Source organism: Bradyrhizobium barranii subsp. barranii, assembly GCF_017565645.3.
In the GTDB taxonomy this organism is placed as follows: domain Bacteria; phylum Pseudomonadota; class Alphaproteobacteria; order Rhizobiales; family Xanthobacteraceae; genus Bradyrhizobium; species Bradyrhizobium barranii.
Genome location: NZ_CP086136.1, coordinates 7,221,298 through 7,241,834, shown reverse-complemented (window position 1 = coordinate 7,241,834; position 20,537 = coordinate 7,221,298). Strand labels below are relative to the sequence as shown.

General features: G+C 64.9%; 17 protein-coding genes. 11 read left to right on the top strand and 6 right to left on the bottom strand.

The window, feature by feature from the left end:
* The first annotated feature begins 53 nt into the window (after window positions 1-53).
* Window positions 54-1,091 carry a glycosyltransferase family 4 protein gene (locus J4G43_RS35425; RefSeq protein WP_208087762.1) on the top strand — a complete coding sequence of 346 codons (1,038 nt, stop codon included), beginning with the start codon at window positions 54-56 and terminating at the stop codon, window positions 1,089-1,091.
* A 219-nt stretch (window positions 1,092-1,310) separates the two neighbouring features.
* Here J4G43_RS35425 and J4G43_RS35420 read toward each other — a convergent pair whose 3' ends face one another.
* The 4 genes from J4G43_RS35420 to waaF form a co-directional block, all read right to left on the bottom strand.
* The gene (locus tag J4G43_RS35420; RefSeq protein ID WP_028153514.1) at window positions 1,311-1,709 is read right to left on the bottom strand and encodes a hypothetical protein; all 399 of its coding nucleotides are present in this window, start codon (window positions 1,707-1,709) and stop codon (window positions 1,311-1,313) included.
* 452 nt (window positions 1,710-2,161) lie between these two features.
* Window positions 2,162-3,505 carry an IS1380-like element ISBdi2 family transposase gene (locus tag J4G43_RS35415; protein ID WP_208087761.1) on the bottom strand — a complete coding sequence of 448 codons (1,344 nt, stop codon included), beginning with the start codon at window positions 3,503-3,505 and terminating at the stop codon, window positions 2,162-2,164.
* Window positions 3,506-3,626: 121 nt separating this feature from the next.
* On the bottom strand, window positions 3,627-3,926 hold the full coding sequence (locus J4G43_RS35410; protein WP_028153513.1) for a hypothetical protein: 300 nt from the start codon (window positions 3,924-3,926) through the stop codon (window positions 3,627-3,629).
* Between the two features lie 254 nt (window positions 3,927-4,180).
* Complete coding sequence (gene waaF, locus J4G43_RS35405; protein WP_208087760.1) at window positions 4,181-5,230, bottom strand: lipopolysaccharide heptosyltransferase II; 1,050 nt, start codon at window positions 5,228-5,230, stop codon at window positions 4,181-4,183.
* Window positions 5,231-5,403: 173 nt separating this feature from the next.
* On the opposite strand from waaF, the gene rfaD reads away from it, so the two are divergent.
* From rfaD to J4G43_RS35375, 6 genes are all read left to right on the top strand, one after another.
* Complete coding sequence (gene rfaD, locus J4G43_RS35400; protein WP_166099514.1) at window positions 5,404-6,384, top strand: ADP-glyceromanno-heptose 6-epimerase; 981 nt, start codon at window positions 5,404-5,406, stop codon at window positions 6,382-6,384.
* Between the two features lie 13 nt (window positions 6,385-6,397).
* A complete protein-coding gene (gene rfaE1, locus J4G43_RS35395; protein WP_208087759.1) occupies window positions 6,398-7,882 on the top strand; it encodes a D-glycero-beta-D-manno-heptose-7-phosphate kinase in 1,485 nt (494 codons plus the stop codon).
* Window positions 7,879-9,174 carry an O-antigen ligase family protein gene (locus J4G43_RS35390; RefSeq protein WP_166099485.1) on the top strand — a complete coding sequence of 432 codons (1,296 nt, stop codon included), beginning with the start codon at window positions 7,879-7,881 and terminating at the stop codon, window positions 9,172-9,174. Before rfaE1 ends, J4G43_RS35390 begins: the two co-directional genes overlap by 4 nt.
* A 99-nt stretch (window positions 9,175-9,273) precedes the next feature.
* The gene (locus tag J4G43_RS35385; protein ID WP_208087758.1) at window positions 9,274-11,187 is read left to right on the top strand and encodes a nucleoside-diphosphate sugar epimerase/dehydratase; all 1,914 of its coding nucleotides are present in this window, start codon (window positions 9,274-9,276) and stop codon (window positions 11,185-11,187) included.
* A 2-nt stretch (window positions 11,188-11,189) separates the two neighbouring features.
* Window positions 11,190-12,410, top strand: coding sequence for a glycosyltransferase family 4 protein (locus tag J4G43_RS35380; RefSeq protein WP_166099479.1), 1,221 nt, complete (start codon window positions 11,190-11,192; stop codon window positions 12,408-12,410).
* Entirely contained in the window at window positions 12,407-13,354 is a 948-nt protein-coding gene (locus J4G43_RS35375) for an NAD-dependent epimerase/dehydratase family protein (RefSeq protein WP_208087757.1), read from the top strand. Before J4G43_RS35380 ends, J4G43_RS35375 begins: the two co-directional genes overlap by 4 nt.
* Here J4G43_RS35375 and J4G43_RS35370 read toward each other — a convergent pair.
* Both J4G43_RS35370 and J4G43_RS35365 read right to left on the bottom strand, forming a co-directional pair.
* Complete coding sequence (locus J4G43_RS35370; RefSeq protein ID WP_175618479.1) at window positions 13,342-14,331, bottom strand: MraY family glycosyltransferase; 990 nt, start codon at window positions 14,329-14,331, stop codon at window positions 13,342-13,344. The genes J4G43_RS35375 and J4G43_RS35370 overlap by 13 nt on opposite strands.
* A 26-nt stretch (window positions 14,332-14,357) precedes the next feature.
* The gene (locus tag J4G43_RS35365; protein ID WP_166099473.1) at window positions 14,358-15,317 is read right to left on the bottom strand and encodes a lysylphosphatidylglycerol synthase transmembrane domain-containing protein; all 960 of its coding nucleotides are present in this window, start codon (window positions 15,315-15,317) and stop codon (window positions 14,358-14,360) included.
* Window positions 15,318-15,538: 221 nt separating this feature from the next.
* Here J4G43_RS35365 and J4G43_RS35360 point away from each other — a divergent pair, with 221 nt between their 5' ends.
* The 4 genes from J4G43_RS35360 to J4G43_RS35345 all read left to right on the top strand — a co-directional run bounded on the left by J4G43_RS35360 (window position 15,539) and on the right by J4G43_RS35345 (window position 20,326).
* Complete coding sequence (locus J4G43_RS35360) at window positions 15,539-16,528, top strand: SDR family NAD(P)-dependent oxidoreductase (protein ID WP_208087756.1); 990 nt, start codon at window positions 15,539-15,541, stop codon at window positions 16,526-16,528.
* Window positions 16,529-16,535: 7 nt separating this feature from the next.
* A complete protein-coding gene (locus J4G43_RS35355) occupies window positions 16,536-17,948 on the top strand; it encodes a mannose-1-phosphate guanylyltransferase/mannose-6-phosphate isomerase (protein ID WP_208087755.1) in 1,413 nt (470 codons plus the stop codon).
* A 181-nt stretch (window positions 17,949-18,129) separates the two neighbouring features.
* Window positions 18,130-19,134 carry a Gfo/Idh/MocA family protein gene (locus J4G43_RS35350; RefSeq protein ID WP_208087754.1) on the top strand — a complete coding sequence of 335 codons (1,005 nt, stop codon included), beginning with the start codon at window positions 18,130-18,132 and terminating at the stop codon, window positions 19,132-19,134.
* Window positions 19,135-19,174: 40 nt separating this feature from the next.
* A complete protein-coding gene (locus tag J4G43_RS35345) occupies window positions 19,175-20,326 on the top strand; it encodes a DegT/DnrJ/EryC1/StrS family aminotransferase (RefSeq protein WP_208089498.1) in 1,152 nt (383 codons plus the stop codon).
* The last annotated feature ends 211 nt before the right edge of the window (window positions 20,327-20,537 follow it).

Genomic DNA, 20,537 nt, shown 5'->3' with positions numbered 1-20,537 from the left:
CTGGTCACTATGCTTAATGTTGCGTATAGGGGGCTTCCGTAACGGAGCATGACGTGGCGAATTCCCCCGGCGATCTGGAAGTGATCGTGCCAAATCTGCACAGGCGCTATTCCGGGGTCACCGCGACCAACCGGATGGTGGCGCCACGGCTGGCAAAGCTCTATCGCGCGGCGTGGTTCGGCTCGGATGCGCCGGAGGGGATTTCGCGACTAAGCGCTGCCGATTTCCTCAAACTATGGGGCCGCAAGACGCCATTGATCTGGCATGCGCGGCGCAACAACGAGATGATCGCGGGCGTGCTCCTGCGCGCGCTCGGCTGGCCATTGAAACTCGTGTTCACGTCGGCCGCGCAGCGGCATCACAGCTGGATCACGCGCTGGCTGATCCGGCGCATGGACGCGATCATCGCGACATCAGACATCTCGGCCTCGTTCCTGAAGGTGAAGGCGACGGTGATCCCACACGGCGTCGACACCGACGTTTATGCGCCGCCGAACGATCGCGCCGCGGCCTTTGCGGAAGCCGCGCTGCCGGGCCGCTACGCGATCGGCTGTTTCGGCCGGGTGCGCGCGCAGAAGGGCACCGATGTGTTCGTCGATGCGATGTGTCGCCTTCTGCCGCGCTATCCGGATTTCACTGCAATCATCGTCGGCCAAGTCAAGCCGGAGCAGACTCCCTTTGCGAACGATCTGAAGAAGCGGATCGAGGCCGCCGGCCTGCAGTCGCGCATCGTCATCACCGGTGAACTGCCGATCGAAGCGGTGCAGCGCTGGTATCAGCGGCTGACGATCTACGCCTTCACCTCGCGCAACGAAGGTTTTGGTTTGACGCTGATCGAGGCGATGGCGGCCGGCAGCGCGCTCGTCGCCGCGCGCGCCGGTGCGGCCGCGCTCGTGGTCGAGGACGGCTCGACAGGTGTGCTGATCCCGACTGGTGACGCTGATGCGTTGGCCGCCGCGCTCGAACCGCTGATGCGCGACCCGGACGCCGCGCTCGCCATGGGCGCGCGGGGGCGGGCACGGGTGCTGGCGAAGTTCAGCCTCGATGCCGAAGCGGCGCGGATCGGTGACGTTTATCGTCCGCTGCTCTGAACTGCCGTTTTCGCGACAGCAAACAAAAATCTCGAAAACAACCCCATGCAAAGTAGCCGGTGCCAGCGGAATCAACGGGTTGACGGCCGGTGCAATGCGTTGCGGATTTTACGAGGCCGTTTGACACGTCGGGCAAAACAGCGGCACGATGTCATCATCGGCCGCAGTTGCGATACCCGGATCATCCATCCAGGTTCCTTCAGACCGTCGCGGTCGACTTCACATTGGGCAGCGCACATACGGCATTTGCACTGGCACCGGCTCCTTGGAGCTGAGTGTGATATTATTCTCTCCGGAGAATGTCAGGTCGAATGCGACGTCTGAAATCGCGACGCCGTCCGAGCACGACGCGATTATTCGCATATTCGGCCCGTCATCGCGCAACGATTTGACCGTGCATTTTTCAAATGTGCCGGTTACTTGCCTTCCCTGGACGATTAAACCGCCCGCGTGGAGATCAGCATCTTTCTTGAAGGCAAGCCTGTTGTTCTCTTTCGTAAATATTTGGCCACAGGCCGAGGCGTCGATTGTCCAAGCTCCGTTCAAATCCGCAGCCTGAATCGAGGCCGATTGCGTCACGAGAAGTACCAACGTCACCAAAGGATTGAAGGTCCTCATGAAACTCTCCGACTAAATGGTCAATACTGCCAAATCAGCCTCTTCGACGCCGATGGGGGCGCAGCAAGACGCGCCCCTTCGTATCGGTCTTGAGCAGTATTTGGGTGCGGCGAACTGGCGAAGCTGTTGTTGATCTAAGTCAATAGGCTCTGCAGAGCGCTCGTCTGCTTGAGGCAAAGCGCAGCGTAGCGCGATGACAAGTGCGATCTGTCAGAGCTGGAAAGGCCGCCGCATTTGTCCGGCGGCCTCCGCGCTTGAGTGGCTTGCGGGGCGGCGCCCCAGCTAGCCCGTCCTATTCGTGAGAGTGCGGCTTTTGGGCCCGATTGATGCGGCCGCACATCTTGTCTGACGAGGCGCACAGGATTGCCTTCGGCTTTTCGCCGCCTGACGACCGGTACTTTGCAACGCGCTTGAGGGATGGGTTGGGCGAACGGGGGCGGACGCCCCGCCGGTCAAGGACCGAGCGGCAGCAGCGCGCCGGGCAAGCCGCAGATCAGGTCGGCTTCGGGACATGCCGCGGCAAACGCAAGGCGAATGCGGCTCGTGGTCTCGACGACACGGGCGGCGATTTTCAAGAGCCGAAGACGCAGCGTCGCGAACTCGGCAGCGGCCAATTCCCGGGCTTTGGGAATGGCGTCGCGCACGGTCAGCATCAGCCAATAAGCGGCCGTATGGAGCACGAGACGGACCTGGTTGGCGAGCGCCGAACGGCAGCTGGTGCGATCGGAGGCGAGCTGCGTCTTATGCAGCTTGATCAGATTCTCGGCTTGGCCGCGCGCGCAATACAGGCTGTCGTAGATCCACTCGGCCGAGCCGACATCGAGGCTGGTGACGACGAAACGGATGTCGAGGCCGAGCATCGTCGCCTCAATACGGGCGACAGTGCGCCGTTCGCGATCCCAGGACTTTGCCTTGTGGCGGGTCTCGGTATAGCCACGCAGAACCGGCAGGTTCTCGATGGCGCGTCGGGTGCGGATGTCGTCGGCGACCTCGTCGACTTTTCTGGCGAGAGGCTTGGTGCCGGACAGACCGAAGATGTAGTCGATGCCGTTGGTCTCGCACCACGCCATGGCCTCCGGCCGGGCATAGTGCCCGTCGCCACGGAACGTAATTTGCGTGTTGTGCCATCGCGTGCGGATATGCCGTACCAGGCGGCGCAGATGGGCACGCACCTCGACGCCGCCCGGCGTCTTGCCGGGCCGCAGCACGACCGCCACGGGCCGGCTCTTCTCCGTGTCGTAGACGTGGATCGGCAGAAAGCAGCGTTCATCATAATGAGCGTTGAACAGCGAGAGCTGCTGATGGCCGTGGACGACGTCGCAGGTATCATCGATGTCGAGCGTGACGGATGCCGGCTCGCGCGGGTAGCTATCCATCCATGCGTCGACCAAAATGTAGGTCAGCCGGATCACGTCGCGCAGGCGCGGCGCATTCTCCAGGCGTGACAGCGTCGGTTGGGAACACAAATCCCGGCCCGTGTCCGGTAGGCGACCGCAGGCCAGCTTGAATGCGGGATCGGACCGCAGATGATCGAGGTCGTCGGCGTCCTCGTAGCCGCAGCAGATCGCGAACATGCGCGCGCGGAACATATCGACCAGGCTGTGCACGACCCGCGTCGGATCGCGCCGATCCGGGAACACCCGGGCCAGATTGTCGGCCAAACCGAGACGCCGCTCGGCCATCGCCAGAAGCATCACGCCCCCATTCGAGGTTAGGCGTCCACCATCGAAGGCAGCTGTGACTTTCTTGGCGTGAATGGCTGGAAACGAGAAGGGCGGAATCGTATCGTCGGTCATGGCGGGCGTGGCGTTCGCGGTTGGAGGTGATGGGGTTGGCTTCACAACCGAATCCTACGCCGTATCAGCGCTTTACACCACGCTCGCCAGCCTCTCGGGCGCCTCTTACGAATAAGACGGGCTAGAGATCGATGCTAACGGCGATGTTGCGGCCCTGTAGTTGGGAAATCTTCATTCCGTCAGCCTGCACTTGCGCGAACTCCGGGTCGTTTGCCACGGCTTCCTGCACTTTGCCGTAAACTTCCCAATTGGAATAGCGCGTCGCAACCAGCAACTCTCCTGCCCACTGGCCAGTGTGGAAGCGGGAGAGCCGAAGAAATTCGGCGCCGTGTTTCTCAAAGATTTTCTTCGCCTGCCTGACGATCTTGATCATTTCCTCGGGCTTGTCGGTCTTGAAGCGAGTGAATTGAACGATCGGCATGGGGCTACCTCCATAACTGTGTAAAATGTCCAAGAGGCATGTATCGAGCGACGTTTGAGGAGCGAACCTCTTGTTCGAATCTCGATGAAGATTCGTCTTTGTCGACGTGATCTTGGTTCAGCCCTCACAAGCGGCAGCGACGCAGCCTTATCCCGCGAATGAACTGACAACGTCACTGACTAAAGCTGGCGGACGGAAAGACCTGCTGTTGGATTCGCTGCCAGTTGCCCGACCAACGCATGGCGTCAATGAGTTCACACTCCGAGCACCCGCTGCGCGATCGCCACGACCTCGGAAGCCGCGATATCCCGCATGCAGCGGTGGTCGTTCATCTTGCAGATCGTGCTCTGGCAGGGCTGGCATGAGAGCACGCTCTTGTCCTGGACCACGGTCGCGGCGAGGCCGTTGAGGGGGGCCCAGAGATAGGGGCTGGTCGGGCCGAAGATGCCCATGGTGGGTGTGCCGAGCGCGGCTGCGATATGCATCAGGCCGGAATCATTGGAGATGGCGACGCCGGCCGCGGCCATGGCAAGGACGCCGTTGCGCAGATCGGTGCCGGTGAGGTCCCGCACGCCCGGACCGCCGGCGGCGACGATCTCCTGGGCGAGGCCCTTTTCGGCGGGGCCGCCAACCACCCAGACCTCCAGCCCGCGCTCGGCCAGCAAGCGGGCAGCCTCCGGATAATAGGTCCAGCGCTTTGAGACGCCGACTGAGCCGGGGGCCAGCGCGACCGCCGCCCCGGCGCTGAGGCCATTTGCCTGCCGCCAGCGGACGACGTCCTCGGCCGGGACCCGCAATTGCGGCACCGGCCATTCCGCGGGCAGGGGGGCGCCATCGGGTTGGGCCAGGGCGGCGTTCTTGTCGATGAAGCGGGGCAGCTTCTTCTCGCCCCAGCGCCAGCGGTTGAGTAGGCCGAACCGGAACTCGCCTACGAAGCCGACCCTTTCCGGAATCCCGGCCAGCGCGGGCGCGATGGCCGCCTTCCAGGTCCGGGGCAGCACCAGAGCTGTCCCGTAATTCCGCTCGCGCAGGAGCTTCGCCAGGCCGAGCTGGCGGCCTACGGCGAGCTGGCTGCGCGGCAGGTCCCACATGATGCCATCGCGCACGCCGGGCATGTAATCGACCAGGGGGGCGCAGAGGGAGGTGGTCAGGAGATCGACCGGCCGGTTGGGCCAGCGTTCGTTCAGGACCCGGACAACGGTGTGATTCCGGACGAAATCGCCGATCCACATATAGGGGATGATCAGGATCGGGCGTGTGTCGCTCCGATCTGCATCTCGATCAAATTGCGAATCTTGGTTCATTCGTTAATAGGACCGGAACGTGCTGATGTGGCGGTTCGGTTACCCGCTCCGGGGCGGCAGGTAAAGCCGGGACAGCGCCCGATCCAAAACCGCTTACACTTTGGTGGATCATGCGCTAGGGCAGGACTGGGCCGTGAAATCGGGCAGGGCAAAACCTGGGCAGGGTAGGTTGAATGTTGCTGGTGACCGGCGGGGCCGGTTTTATCGGATCGAATGTCGTGGCTGCGCTGAATGAGGCCGGCCGCAGCGACGTCGTGGTCTGCGACCTGCTCGGCAGCGACGGCAAATGGCGGAACCTCGCCAAGCGCCAGCTTGTGGATATCGTCCCGCCGGCGGAGTTGCTCGACTGGCTAGAGGGCCGCAAGCTCGATGCCGTGATCCATCTCGGGGCGATTTCCGAGACCACCGCGACCGACGGCGACCTCGTGATCGAGACCAATTTCCGCCTGTCGATGCGCCTGCTCGACTGGAGCACGGCGAATGCGGTGCCGCTCATCTACGCGTCCTCGGCGGCGACCTATGGCGACGGCGATGCAGGCTTTGACGACGACGCCTCGCTGCCCGCGCTGAAGAAACTGCGGCCGATGAATCTCTACGGCTGGAGCAAGCACCTGTTCGATCTCGCCGTCGCCGAGCGCGTCGCGCGCGGCGACAAGCTGCCGCCGCAATGGGCCGGACTGAAATTCTTCAACGTGTTCGGCCCCAACGAATACCACAAGGGCTCGATGATGAGCGTGCTGGCGCGCCGCTTCGACGACGTGAGGGCCGGCCGTGTCGTGCAATTGTTCAAGTCGCACCGCGAGGGCATTGCCGACGGCGATCAGCGCCGCGACTTCATCTATGTCGACGACGTCGTCCGCGTCGTCATGTGGCTGCTGGCGACGCCGTCGGTGTCCGGTCTCTTCAACGTCGGTACCGGCAAGGCGCGCAGCTTCAGGGATCTGATGCTCGCTGCCTATGCCGCGCTCGGCACCAGGCCCAACATCGAATATGTCAACATGCCCGAGCAGATCCGCAGCAGCTATCAATACTTCACCCAGAGCGAGGTCGATCGCCTGCACCGCGCCGGCTATAACGGCGGCTTCACGACGCTCGAGGATGCGGTGAAAGCCTATGTCGGCGATTATCTCGACCGGCCAGACCGCTTCCGCTGAGGCTTCAAGGACCATGCCGACGCCCATTCTCGATTTCGACGCCCTCGCGCAAGCCATCTCAGGCCGTACGGTGCTGTGCATCGGCGACATCATGCTGGACGAGTTCGTCTATGGCGAGGTGTCGCGGATCTCGCCGGAAGCACCGGCGCCTGTGATCGCCGCCCAGCGCAGCGAGATCCATATCGGCGGCGCCGGAAACGTCGCGCGCAATATCGCGTCCCTCGGCGCGCGCTGCATCTTCGTCGGCCTCGTCGGCGAGGACGATGCCGGTGCACGGCTCAAGGCCGCGCTCGATGAGCAGGACAGCATCGAAAGCGCGCTGGTGTGCGATCCGTCGCGGCCGACCACGCGAAAAGTCCGCTTCGTCTCCGAGCATTTTTCCACGCATATGCTGCGCGCGGATTGGGAGCAGGCGGTGCCTGCCTCCGACGACATCGAGACCAGGCTGATCGACGCAATCCTGCCGCAGATCGCGCGCGCCGACATCGTGCTGCTCTCCGACTACGCCAAGGGCGTACTGACCGCGCGGGTGATCCGCCACACTATCGACGCCGCGCGAACGCTCGGCAAGCCCGTGATCGTCGATCCCAAGAGCCTGAACTGGGCGATCTATCGCGGCGCCACGCTGCTCACGCCCAATCGCAAGGAATTTTCGGAGGCGACCCGCAGCCGCGCCGACACGCCGCAGAGCATCGTCGATGCCAGCGAGGATGTGATGCGGCTCGCCGATTGCGAGGCGATCCTGGTCACGCAAGGCGAGCACGGCATGACGCTGGTGCCGCGCAATGGCGAAGCCGTTCATGTTCCGGCTGTCCCCGTGCAGGTGCGCGACGTCTCCGGCGCCGGTGACACCGTCGCCGCCGCGCTTGCGGTGTCGCTCGCGGCGGGTGCGGACTGGGACACGGCGTTGCGGATGGCCAATGCGGCCGCTGCCGTCGCCGTCGGCAAGCAAGGCACGGCCAGCGTGAGCGCGGCCGAGCTGCGGCGGAAGATCCTGCCGCATGCCTATCTCGCGGCCGAGGAGAAGATCGTGCTCGAGCCTGATGCGCTCGACGCACAGCTCGCGGAATGGCGCCGGCAGGACCTGCGCGTCGGCTTCACCAATGGCTGCTTCGACATCCTGCATCCCGGCCACGTCAAGGTGTTGACCGCGGCGCGCGGAGCCTGCGATCGCCTGATCGTCGGCCTCAACAGCGATGCCTCGGTGCGGCGGCTGAAGGGCGCCGATCGCCCGGTTCAGGACGAGCGGGCGCGTGCGGAAGTGCTCGCGGCGCTCGAAGCCGTCGATCTCGTCGTCATCTTCGAGGAGGATACGCCGATCGATTTGATCACCCGGATCAAGCCGAGCGCGCTGGTGAAGGGCGGCGACTACACCCGCGAGCAGGTGGTCGGCCACGAGGTCGTCGAAGCCGCCGGCGGGGCCGTCGTGCTGGTCGACATCCTCCAGGGCTTCAGCACGACCGCGCTGGTCCATCGCGCGCGGGGAGGGGGCAAGTGACGGACCAAGCGACGACGCTCGCCCGGGAGACGACCGGCCAGACGCTGTGGCGGCGCTTTCGCAGCCCGGCGGCGTGGTACGAGACGGCCGACCTGTTCGCAATCCTGACCGTGGCGTCGCTGCCCTGGTCGACCTCGCTCACGGCGATCTTCAACGCTGTGTTCCTGCTCTGCATGGTGCCGTTTCTCGACGTCCGCGCATTCCTGCAATCGCTGAAGCGCCCGATCGCAGCCGCGCCGATCGCGCTCGTCCTGCTCGCGCTGGTGGGCACGCTGTGGTCGGATGCGGCCTGGGGCGCGCGTCTCTATGCGGTCAATCCGACCGTCAAGCTGCTCGTGCTGCCGGTCTTCCTCTATCATTTCGAGCGCTCGCCGCGCGGGCACTGGATGTTCATCGCGTTCCTGGTGTCCTGCGCGCTGCTCTCGGTGATGTCGTGGCTGGTGGCCTTCTATCCCAACCTGACGCTCAAGCCCGATCAGCTTGAGCGCGGCATCTTCGTCAAGAACTACATCGACCAGAGCCAGGAATTCGCGCTGTGCGCGGTCGCGCTCGCCTATCCCATCGTGATGCTGCTGCGCGAGAAGCGCTATTGGTTCGCGGGGCTATTGATCGCGCTGGCTCTGAGCTTCTTCGTCAACATGGCCTTCGTGGTGGTGTCGCGCACCGCGCTGGTCACCGTTCCGATCATGTTCGGCGTGTTCGCACTGCTGCACCTGCGCTGGCGCAGCATCGCGATCATCTCGGCCGCTCTGCTCGCCGGCGCCGCTCTCGCCTGGCAGGCCTCGCCGCAATTGCGCAAGACCGCGGACACCTTCGCCAGCGACTACACGCGCTATGTCGAAAAGGGCGAGCCGACCTCGCTGGGCCTGCGGCTCGAATTCTGGCGGAAATCGCTCGGCTTCTTCGCGGAGGCGCCGATCAAGGGGCACGGCACCGGTTCGACGCGTGGATTGTTCGAGCAGGTCAAGACCGGCAGCGGCTACCAGGCCTCCGCCGAGGTGATCGGCAATCCGCATAACCAGACGCTCAATGTCGCCGTGCAATGGGGCGTTATCGGCATCGCCGTTCTCTACGCGACCTGGATCCTGCATCTCCTGTTGTTCCGCGGCGATGGGCTGGCCTATTGGGTTGGCCTACTGGTCGTGGTGCAGAACGTCTTCACCTCGCTGTTCAACTCCCATCTGTTCGACTTCCACGAGGGCTGGATGTATGTCATCGGCGTCGGCGTTGCCGGCGGCATGGTGATCCGGGCCAGACGCGTCGATGCGAAGGTGGGGGAAGCTGGTTCCTGAACGGCCGCGCGGCTGGCAAGTCTTGTACTGGCAAGTCTTGTCGAGATGGGCTATCAGCGCGGTCAGGTTGCACCTAACTGGGATTTCATCGGTCGGCGGATGACGCGTCTTTCGCATCTCACCTTGCGCAATTTCCTGATCGCGCTCCACGACCTGCTGGCGACCACGGCGGCGCTGTTCGCAGCCTTCTACGTGCGTTTCGAGGGCGGCGACGGCTTCTTCGATCGGCTGCCGCTGCTGTTCCGGATCCTGCCCTACTTCCTCGCCTTCAGCGTGGTCGTGTTCTTCCTCTTCAATCTGACCACGACGAAATGGCGCTTCATCTCGCTGCCTGACGCGCTGAACATCATCCGCGTCGCGACCGTGCTGACGGTTGCCCTCCTGGCGCTCGACTACATCTTCGTCGCCCCCAACGTCCGCGGCGCCTTCTTCCTCGGCAAGGTGACGATCGTCCTCTACTGGTTCCTCGAAATCGCCTCCCTCAGCGCGCTGCGCATGGCCTATCGCTATTTCCGCTATACGCGGGTGCGGCGGCATGCGAGGGGCGAGGATGCCGCGCCGACGCTGCTGATCGGCCGCGCCGCGGATGCCGAGGTGCTGCTGCGCGGCATCGAGAGCGGGGCGATCAAGCGCATCTGGCCGGTGGGCGTGCTGTCGCCGTCGAGATCCGATCGCGGCCAGTTCATCCGTAACGTGCCGGTGCTGGGCGACATCGACGACATCGAGGACGTCATCGGCGACTTCGCCAAACGCGACAAGCCGATCGCACGCCTGGTGATGACGCCGTCCGCGTTCGAGCCGGACGCCCATCCGGAATCGATCCTGATGCGGGCGCGCAAGCTGGGCGTGATCGTCAACCGCATGCCCTCGCTGGAGAGCGGCGACGCGCCGCGCCTCACGGCCGTCGCGGTCGAGGATCTCCTGCTGCGGCCGAGCGAAAAGATCGACTATGCGCGGCTCGAAGCGCTGATCAAGGGCAAGGCTGTCATCGTCACCGGCGGCGGCGGATCGATCGGGTCCGAGATCTGCGAGCGTGTCGTTGCCTTCGGCGCCGCACGTTTGCTGATCGTGGAAAATTCCGAGCCGGCGCTCTACGCGGTCACGGAGACGCTGGCTGCGCAGGGCGCTGCGGCCGCGATCGAGGGGCGGATCGCCGACATCCGCGACCGGGAGCGCATCATCCGCCTGATGGCGGAGTTCAAGCCGGACATCGTGTTCCATGCCGCCGCGCTCAAGCACGTGCCGATCCTGGAGCGCGACTGGAGCGAGGGCGTCAAGACCAATATCTTCGGCTCGATCAACGTTGCCGATGCGGCGCACGGCGCCGGCGCCGAAGCCATGGTGATGATCTCGACCGACAAGGCGATCGAGCCGGTGTCGATGCTCGGCCTCACCAAGCGCTTCGCCGAGATGTACTGCCAGGCGCTCGACCACGATCTTGCCGCAGCTAGCGGCAGTGCCAGGCCGCCGATGCGGTTGATCTCGGTCCGGTTCGGCAACGTGCTGGCATCGAACGGCTCGGTGGTGCCGAAGTTCAAGGCCCAGATCGAGGCCGGCGGCCCCGTGACGGTGACGCATCCCGACATGGTCCGCTACTTCATGACCATCCGCGAGGCCTGCGATCTCGTCATCACGGCGGCAACGCATGCGCTCGGAACGCAGCGTCCCGACGTCTCGGTCTACGTGCTCAACATGGGCCAGCCGGTGAAGATCGTCGATCTCGCCGAGCGCATGATCCGCCTCTCGGGCCTCCAGCCCGGCTACGACATCGAGATCGTGTTCACCGGCATGCGGCCGGGCGAGCGCCTGCACGAAATCCTGTTCGCCTCCGAGGAGCCGACCCGTGAGATCGGTGTCGCCGGCATCATGGCCGCGCAGCCGAACGAGCCGCCGATGCAGACGCTGCGCAAATGGATCGCGGCGCTGGAGCAGGCGATCGCGCGGGACGATCGGGCCACGATCAAGACCATCCTGAAGGATGCGGTTCCTGAATTCGGGTCGACCGCGGCCTGACCATGCAGTCTCAAGGCAAGATCGTCGTCGCGAGCCAGCACTATCCGCCTGATCCGAGCACGACCGCCGCGATCATGGCAGAGATCGCATGCCGCGTCGCCGTCAACCACGAGGTCATCGTGCTGTCGGGCTCGCCCGGCGAATTGCCGGCCTCGCAAACCGGCCCGGGCAAGCCGCGCGTGATCGCCATCAAGAACCGGATGGCGGGAAAGGCCGCGCTGGTGCGACGTGGCGCCTCCGAGCTGCTGTTCGCGGCGCGCACCTTCTTCGCGTTGATCCGGGAGCTTAGGGCTGGTGACGTCGTGGTCACCGTGACCGCGCCGTTCATGCTGCCTTACGCGGTCGCGGCCGCGGCAAGATGCAAGGGCGCGCGCTCGGCGCTGATCATGCACGACCTCTTCCCCGATGTTCTCGTGATGGCGGAAATCCTGAAGCCCGGCTCGTTCGTGACGCGAACGATGCGCGCGGCCAACAGCCTGATGTTCCGCGCGCTCAATGCCGTCATCACCATCGGCCGCGATGCGGAGCGGCCGCTCTTGAGCTATTCCGGCATGACGCGGAACAAGATCCGCTTCATCCCGAACTGGGCGACGCTCGTACCGGCGGCACGTCCCCTGGCGCCGGACAATCCGTTCCGCAAGGCGCTTTCCGCGCGATTCATTGTCGGCCTGTCGGGCAATCTTGGCTTCACTCATGATCCGGAGATCGTGTTCGAGGCGGCACGCCTTTTGAAGGACGAACCGGACATCCACTTCCTGCTGTCCGGCTGGGGCATCGGCTTCAAGCGGCTGAAGCAGTTGCAGGCCGAGGCGAACTTGCCCAATGTGTCGTTCGTGGCGCGGGTGGCGGATGCCGAGCTCGAGGCGTTCCTGGCGGCTGCCAATCTCTGGATCATTCCGTACCGGAAGAACGTGGCGGGGGTGTCGGTGCCGAGCCGGTTCTACAATCTGCTGGCGGTCGGCCGTCCGGTGGCGCTGGTCTCCGAGCCGGAGGCCGAGGCCGCGTTGACGGTGGCGGAGAACGGGCTCGGCTGGGTCGTGACGCCGGGCCGCGCCGATCAGCTCGCCGACGCAATCCGCGCGGCATCACGTTGCGACGCCGCCGCCATGGCCGAACGCGCGGTGAAGGCGGCAGCGAGATTCGACCAGACGACCGCGATGAACGCCTATGCCGGGTTGATCGACGAATTGTTGCGCAACCCCGATCTGACGGAGCAACGATGAGCGAGCGGAAACCGGTCGTGCTGGTGACAGGGGCGAGCGGCTTCGTCGGCCGCCACGTCGCGCCTGAGCTCGCGCGCGAGGGATGGTCGGTCCGCCGCGCGGCGCGCAGGCCGGAGGGAATCGAGGACGAGGTCGCGATCGGATCGATCGGGCCCGATACCGATTGGGAGGCGGCGCTCGAAGGCGTCGACGCCGTGGTCCATCTCGCCGCGCGCGTGCATCACAAGCACGAGGAGCACGCGGTCCAGCTCTACCGCAACGTCAACATCGCCGGCACGCTGCACCTGGCGCGCTCCGCGGCAACGGCGGGCGTTCGCCAGTTCATCTTCGTCAGCACCGTTCTCGTGCACGGCCGCAGCAATGATGGCCGCGCGCCGTTCAGCGAAGAGGACATCCTCACGCCGCGCGGCCTCTACGGCATGTCCAAGGCCGCCGCCGAGGCGGGCTTGAGGACGCTGGCGCGCGACAGCGACATGAATATCTCGGTGATTAGGCCGCCGCTGGTCTATGGCGCTGGCGCTAAGGGCAATTTCGCGCTGCTGACGCGCGCCGTGAATCTGGGACTGCCGCTGCCCTTTGGCGCAATTCGCAATCAGCGTGCGTTCCTGGCCGTGCAAAATCTGTCGTCGTTCATCCTGCGCCGGCTGGCTCACCCCGATCCCACGAGCAATTTCGAGATCTTCCTGGTCGCGGACACGGAACAGGTCTCGACGCCCGAATTCATCGAGCGGCTGGCGAAGGCTGCCGGCAAGACCTCGCGGCTGTTCGGCATGCCGCCGGAACTGCTCTCAACGCTGCTCAGCGTGATGGGCCGGCAAGATACTCATGACAGCCTGATCGGCTCGCTCGAGCTCAACCTCGCCAAGGCGATCGCGACCGGCTGGCAGCCGCAGGTCTCCCTCGACGAGGGCCTGCGGCTCGCGCTGTCGGCTCAGGACGCCTGAGGTCGGGAGAAGCGGTGCAGGACGAATCCGATTGCGATCGCGCCCGCGACAAGCGCGAGCCATGTGACCGAGGTCGAGCTTGCGCGAACCGTGATGATGGCAAGCACAGCCAGCAATAGATTGAGCGCGAACACATCGCCGATCACGCCGCGGACCGTGAAGCCGTTGTCGGTAGCGCGCTGGTAGAAGTGCGAGCGGTGCGCCGACCAGAATTGTTCGCGGCGCGCGATGCGCCGAAACAGCGTGATGGTGGAATCGACGAGGTAATAGGCCGGCAGCAGCAGTGCCGCAGCCGGCTGCCCATGCCAGGCGAGCTCCAGCAGGCACCAGCCGAGCAAAAGGCCGATCGGCAGGCTGCCGACATCGCCCAAAAACACTTTTGCGACCGGACGGTTGAACGGCGCAAAGCCGAGCATGGCGCCGCACATTGCCGTGGCGATCAGCGCCGCCGGCCACGAGAGATCACCGAGCAGTCCCAGCAGCAGCAGCGCCGCGGTGACGGGCACGACTTCCGCGACCGTCATCAGGTCCAGCCCGTCCATGAAGTTGACGAGGTTCACGAACCAGACGCCGGCGAGCAGGATGAGGCCACGCTCGAGCGGAAGGGGCAGTGCCGGCACGATGCGCGCAGTCTCGGACGCGGTGAACACGACCGCGCCGACGCAGGCTGCTTGCAGCGCCAGCCGCGCCAACACCGGCAGCGACACGATGTCGTCGGCGAATCCGACCAGGGCGATCACGATCGTTGCAATGACTAGCGCCGGCGGGATCGCAACGTTCGCCCAGGCGGCCCAGGCCGATGCGACCAGCAGCGTGGCGGTGATCACCGCGATGCCGGCGCCCTGCGGGGTCGGAATGCGATGCGAGGAACGGGCATTCGGTCGCGCCAGGGCATAGCGCTGGAGCAGGGGACGGCTGGTCCAGGTGATGATCGCCGACATCAGCGCGGCGACCGCGACGGCAAGCAGCGACGACATGACGGCAACAGCGTCGACGGTTGGGCTCACTGCGGCACCCCGAGCGGCGCCGACCCTTTCGCGGCCTTCTCCGCGCTGAGGATCCAGACCAGGCCGCCGATCGCGCCGACGATGAAGAGCACGGCGCCGAATAGCAGCGAGACGTTAACGCCTTCATTGGCGGAAAGCCCGGCGAAACCGAAGGCCAGGCCCATCGTCGCCTCGCGCACGCCCCAGCCGGCGATCGAGATCGGCATCAGGGTGATCAGCATGATCGGCGGAATGAGGAGGAATGTTTGGCCGAAGCTGACGGGGGCGGCAATCGACTTCACCACGCACCACGCAATGACGACGGCGAGCACGTGAACGAGAAGCGACAGAATTGCGACGATCGGTCCGCGCTTGGCGTTGAAGATCACGCGGTTAGCAATCACGGCGCAGGCGTGGATGTGATGGGTGGCCCACCAGGTCTTCAGCCACGACCATTTCAGCGCGCCGAAGATCAGGAAACCGACGCCGCCCGCGAGCGCGGCGAAATCGACGAGCAGCAGCGCCGAGCGTCCGTGCGGATCGGTGATGAGCTCGTAGCTCCAGGGCAGGCTCGCGACGACGACGATCGCCAGCGCGACAAGGCCGATCGCGCGGTCGACGAAGATCGAGTAGGTGGCCGCACGCCATCCGGCGCCGGCGCGCGCAACCAACCATAGCCGGACCGCATCGCCACCGATCGCGGAGGGCAGCGTCTGGTTGAAGAACGCACCGATCACGTTGTAGCGCATCGCGCGGCCGAGCTCGAGCGGCGCGCCGCATTCGGCGCTGACCTCGCGCCAGCGGACCACGCCGACGAAGATTTGCAGGAACGTGACCGCGATCGCCATGGCGATCCAGAGCAGGCTGGTCGCGGTCAGGCGTGAAAACAGTTCGGACAGATCGACCTTGCGCAGCGCCAGGTAGAGCAGCGCTCCGGAAATCAGGATTTTGGCCGTCGACAGCAGGATTCGGCGCATCTCGCCCGCATGAACAGGGTTTGCGAAGATTTGAGGCAACCCGACGCGAGGCGTCGAATTCGGCCGCTTTGGTATGGTCTTGGCGCCGATCTTGCAATAGCGCTTATCTGGAGCGGTGACGAATAGCGGCGAGGCTATTGCGACGGCCTCGATACCGCGGCTAAAGAGGCGCCGCGGGGCCGGCTTGGGGATCGCGTGGCAACAGATCGCTTGGGAACAGGATGACGGATCAGGCGATTTTGGTCACGGGAGCCGCCGGGTTCATCGGCTTTCACGTCGCCCGGCAGCTGCTGGCCGAGGGCCGGCCCGTGGTCGGGCTCGACAATCTCAACAGCTATTACGATCCGGCGCTGAAACAGGCGCGCCTGGCCCTGCTTCGGAGCGATTCCCGCTTCGCCTTCGTCGAGGCCGATCTCGCCGACCGCGAGACCATCTCGGCGCTGTTTGCGCGACATCGATTTGACAAAGTCGTGCATCTCGCGGCGCAGGCGGGCGTGCGCTACTCGATCGACCATCCGCACACTTACGCCGATTCCAATCTCCAGGGCTTTCTCAACGTGCTGGAGGGCTGCCGCAACAACTCTTGTCGTCATCTCGTCTACGCCTCGTCATCCTCCGTTTATGGCGCCAACACTAAACTGCCATTTGCCGTGCAGGACCGGACCGACCATCCAGTGAGCTTCTATGCCGCGACCAAGAAGGCGAACGAATTGATGGCGCAGTCCTACAGCCATCTCTACCGGCTGCCGGTCACGGGCCTGCGCTTCTTCACCATCTACGGCCCGTGGGGCCGGCCCGACATGGCCCTGTTTCTGTTCGTGAACGCCATCATGGCGGAGCGTCCGATCCGGCTCTTTAACCATGGCAAAATGCGTCGCGACTTCACCTATATTGACGACGTCACCCGTGTAGTATCCAAGCTGATCGATCGGGTGCCCGCGGATGACCCGGCTGCCGCAAATGCGCCGTCTAAGGTCTACAATGTCGGCAACCACCATCCGGAAGAGCTGATGCATGTCGTCGGACTTCTGGAGCAGGAGCTGGGTCGGACGGCAATCAAAGAATTGCTGCCGATGCAGCCGGGAGACGTCTTGGAAACGTTCGCGGATGTCGAGGATCTGACGCGCGACACCGGCTTTGCACCGTCAACGCCGATCGCGCTCGGGGTCCGCAATTTTGTCACCTGGTATCGGGACTACTTCAAGGTTTGAAATGACGATGGACAAACGCATTATCCCCCTGATCATGTGCGGCGGTGCCGGCACGCGGCTGTGGCCGGCTTCGCGCGAGGTGCGCCCAAAACAGTTCCTGCCGCTGTTCGGCACGCGCTCGACCTTCCAGGACACGCTGCTGCGCGTGTCGGATGCCTCGCTGTTTGATCGTCCGATCGTCATCACCAATGCGTCCTATCGCTTCATGGTGCTGGAGCAGCTCGCCGAGATCGGCATCGAGGCCGACGTGATCCTCGAGCCGATGCGGCGCGATTCCGGCCCCGCGATCGCCGCGGGCGCGGTGTTCGCACAGAACCGCGCCAGTGACGCGATCGTGCTCGCGCTCGCCGCCGACCACGTGGTGCAGGACAACGCCGCCTTCGTCGCGGCGTGCCGCGAAGGCCTCACCGCCGCGAGCGCTGGGCGCATCGTCACCTTCGGCGTCAAGCCGGAGCGGCCGGCGACTGAATACGGCTATATCAGCCCGGGCGAGGTGATCTCCGGCGAGGTGCACGCGGTCGCGCGCTTCGTCGAAAAGCCTGATGCCGTGAAGGCGGCCGACTACGTCAGTTCGGGCTATCTCTGGAACAGCGGCAACTTCATGTTCCCGGCCACGGTCCTGCTCGACGAATACCGCAAGGTCGACGCGGCGAGCATCGAGGCGGTGTCCAATGCAGTGACCAATGCGGGCCGCGATCTGGGCTTCGTGACGCTGGAGCCCGAGGCGTTCGGCGCGGCGAAGGCGATCTCGATCGACTACGCGGTGATGGAGAAGACCTCGCGCGCAGCGGTTGTGCCGGTGTCCTGCGGCTGGTCCGACGTCGGCTCCTGGCACGCGGTGTGGGAGTTGTCGGAGAAGGACGCGCAAGGCAATGCTTCGCATGGCAGTGCGGTGTTCGAAGACTCGCGCAACTGCAACGTCACCACAGATGCAGCGCTGGTCGCGCTCGAAGGCGTCGACGATCTCGTCGTGGTCGCCACCGCGGATGCGGTGCTGGTCTCGCGCCAGAAGGATGCCAACGGCCTGAAGCGCCTCGTGACGAAGCTGAAGGCGGTCGCACCGAAGGTCACCGAGGAGCATCTCAAGGTGCACCGGCCCTGGGGCAGCTACCAGTCCGTCGACAACGGCGAGCGCCACCAGGTCAAGCGCATCGTCGTCAAGCCGGGCGGGCGGCTGTCGCTGCAGAAGCACCATCATCGCGCCGAGCACTGGATCGTCGTCCGCGGTGCCGCCCGGGTGACCGTCAACGAGACCGTCAAGACGGTGCACGAGAACGAGTCCATCTACATCCCGATGGGCGCGGTGCACCGGATGGAGAACCCCGGCAAGATCATGCTGGAACTCATCGAGGTCCAGACCGGAAGCTATCTCGGGGAAGACGACATCATCCGGATTGAAGACGACTATCAAAGGTCGTAACCAGCAAGCTCCGAATCACGCGACCCGGGCCGGAAGGCGCAAGCTTTTGGCGCTAAGGCCCGGGGAACGTGTAACTTTTTGAATCAAATCGTGTCCGGTCAATTCGGCTGACATTCGCCACAAATGTGGCGCCCGTGCTAGAAGCGGCCCGGGGATTTGCGTTGAATCGGGGTTTACTCAGATGAGTTCCAAAGGGTTTGCACCGGCAAAGGCCGGCTTGCGCGTTGGCGTCGTTGGCGCGGGCGTGATGGGCAGCAACCATGCGCGCGTGCTCGCGGGTCTTCCAGGCGTCAGCCTCGTCGGTGTGGTCGATCCGTCGCCGGCGCATCTGACGCGCACCACCGAGCTTGCCAGCTGCCAGGGTTTCGAGACGCTCGACCAACTCCTCGCCGAAGGTGTCGACGCCGTCACCATCGCCGCGCCGACCCATCTGCATCACGAGGTCGCGCTCGCCTGCATCGGCAGGAACGTTCATGTGCTGGTGGAGAAGCCGATCGCCTCCACGGTCGCGGAAGGTCGCGAGATCGTCGCCGCCGCGCAAAAGGCCGGCGTGACGCTGATGATCGGCCATGTCGAGCGCTTCAATCCGGCGGTCGCCGCCGTCAAGCAGGCGATCGCTGGCGAAGATATTCTCTCCATCGCGATCACCCGCGTCGGCCCGTTCCCGCCGCGCATGTCCAATGTCGGCGTCGTCATCGACCTCGCCGTGCACGACATCGATCTGATCCGCTGGTTCACCGAATCCGACATCGTCGAGGTGCAGCCGCAATTGTCGAGCGCGGTCGCCGAGCGCGAGGACATCGCGCTCCTGCAGTTCCGCACCGCCAATGGCGTGCTCGCGCACATCAACACTAACTGGCTGACGCCGTTCAAGGCGCGCAGCGTCACGGTCGCGACCCGCGGCAAATACGTGATGGGCGATCTGTTGACGCGCCAGGTCACCGAGTGCTTCGGCTTCAAGCAGGACGGCAGCTATTCGATGCGGCATCTGCCGGTCGGCCACGACGAGCCGCTCCGTGCCGAGTTGATCGCGTTCCTGAAGGCCGTCCGCAACGGCGAGACGCCGGCGGTTACCGGCGACGAGGGCGTCGCCAGTCTCGAGATCGCCACGCAGTGCCTCGAAACGCCGTCGCGGCCCGCGGCCTCGTCGGCTGCCCGCAAGGGCCCGCGCCGCGTCGCGGGCTGATCTCTTCTCCATGTCGACCGCTCAAAACCCGCAAGGCGCCATGAACCAGCATCTGCGTTCCGAACCCATTCCCTTCGTCGACGTCGCCTCGCAGCGCCGCCGGCTCGGCGCCTCGCTCGATGCCGCCGTCAAGCGCGTCCTCGACCATTGCCAGTTCGTCAATGGTCCTGAAGTCGCCGAGCTCGAGAAGCAGCTTGCGGCCTATAGCGGCGCCAAGCACGTGATCGGCTGCGCCAGCGGCACCGATGCGATCCTGATGGTCATGATGGCGAAGAATGTCGGCCCCGGCGATGCCGTGCTGTGCCCGTCCTTCACCTTCATCGCAACCGCGTCGCCGGTGGCGCGCACCGGCGCGACGCCTGTTTACGTCGATGTCGATGAAGCCACCTTCAACATGAGCCCGGAGTCGCTCAAGCGCGGCATCGCGACCGCCCGCAAGGCCGGCCTGAAGCCGGTCGCGGTGATTCCGGTCGATTTGTTCGGCCAGCCCGCCGACCACGATTCCATCGCCGAGATCGCCAGGGCCGAAGACCTGTTCGTGCTGGATGACGCAGCCCAAGGGTTTGGTGCGAGCTACAAGGGCCGCAAGCTCGGCACCTTCGGGCTCGCCACCGCGACCAGCTTCTTCCCGGCCAAACCGCTCGGCTGCTTCGGCGACGGCGGCGCGATCTTCACCGATGACGACGAGCTCGCCGCGACGCTGCGCAGCATCCGCGTGCACGGGCAGGGCGTGGACAAATACGACAACGTCCGCCTCGGCCTGACCGGCCGGCTCGACACCATGCAGGCCGCGATCCTGATCGAGAAGCTGAAGATTTTTGACGACGAGATCGCCGCCCGCAACAAGGTTGCGGAGCGTTACGCGCGTGGCCTGTCCAACGTCGTCACCGTGCCGCGGCTTGCGCCGGGCAATACCTCGGTCTGGGCGCAGTACACGATCCGTCTCCCTGAGGGCACCGACCGCGACGGCTTCGCCGCCGCGCTGAAGGCCCAGGGCGTGCCGACCGCGATCTATTACGGCAAGTCGATGCACCAGCAGACCGCCTACAAGCAGTATCCGGTCGCCGACGGCGGCCTGCCGGGCTGCGAGAACCTGTCGCAGGACGTCATCAGCCTGCCGATGCACGCCTACCTGACGGAAGCCGACCAGGAGCGAATCATCGCCGCAGTGCGCGGCGCGATCGCGGGCTGATTTCTTCCCCTCTCCCCCTGTGGGAGAGGGTGGCTCGCCGCGCTAGCGGCGAGACGGGTGAGGGGTATCTCTCCGCGCAAAAAGCGGAGAGATACCCCTCACCCCAATGCGCTTGTGTCTGATCGCGGCGATGCCCTCTCCCGCAAGGGGAGAGGGCACAGCAACGCACATCGCAAGATGCAATCGACCTCTGTTCGATAAGTCTCTAAAA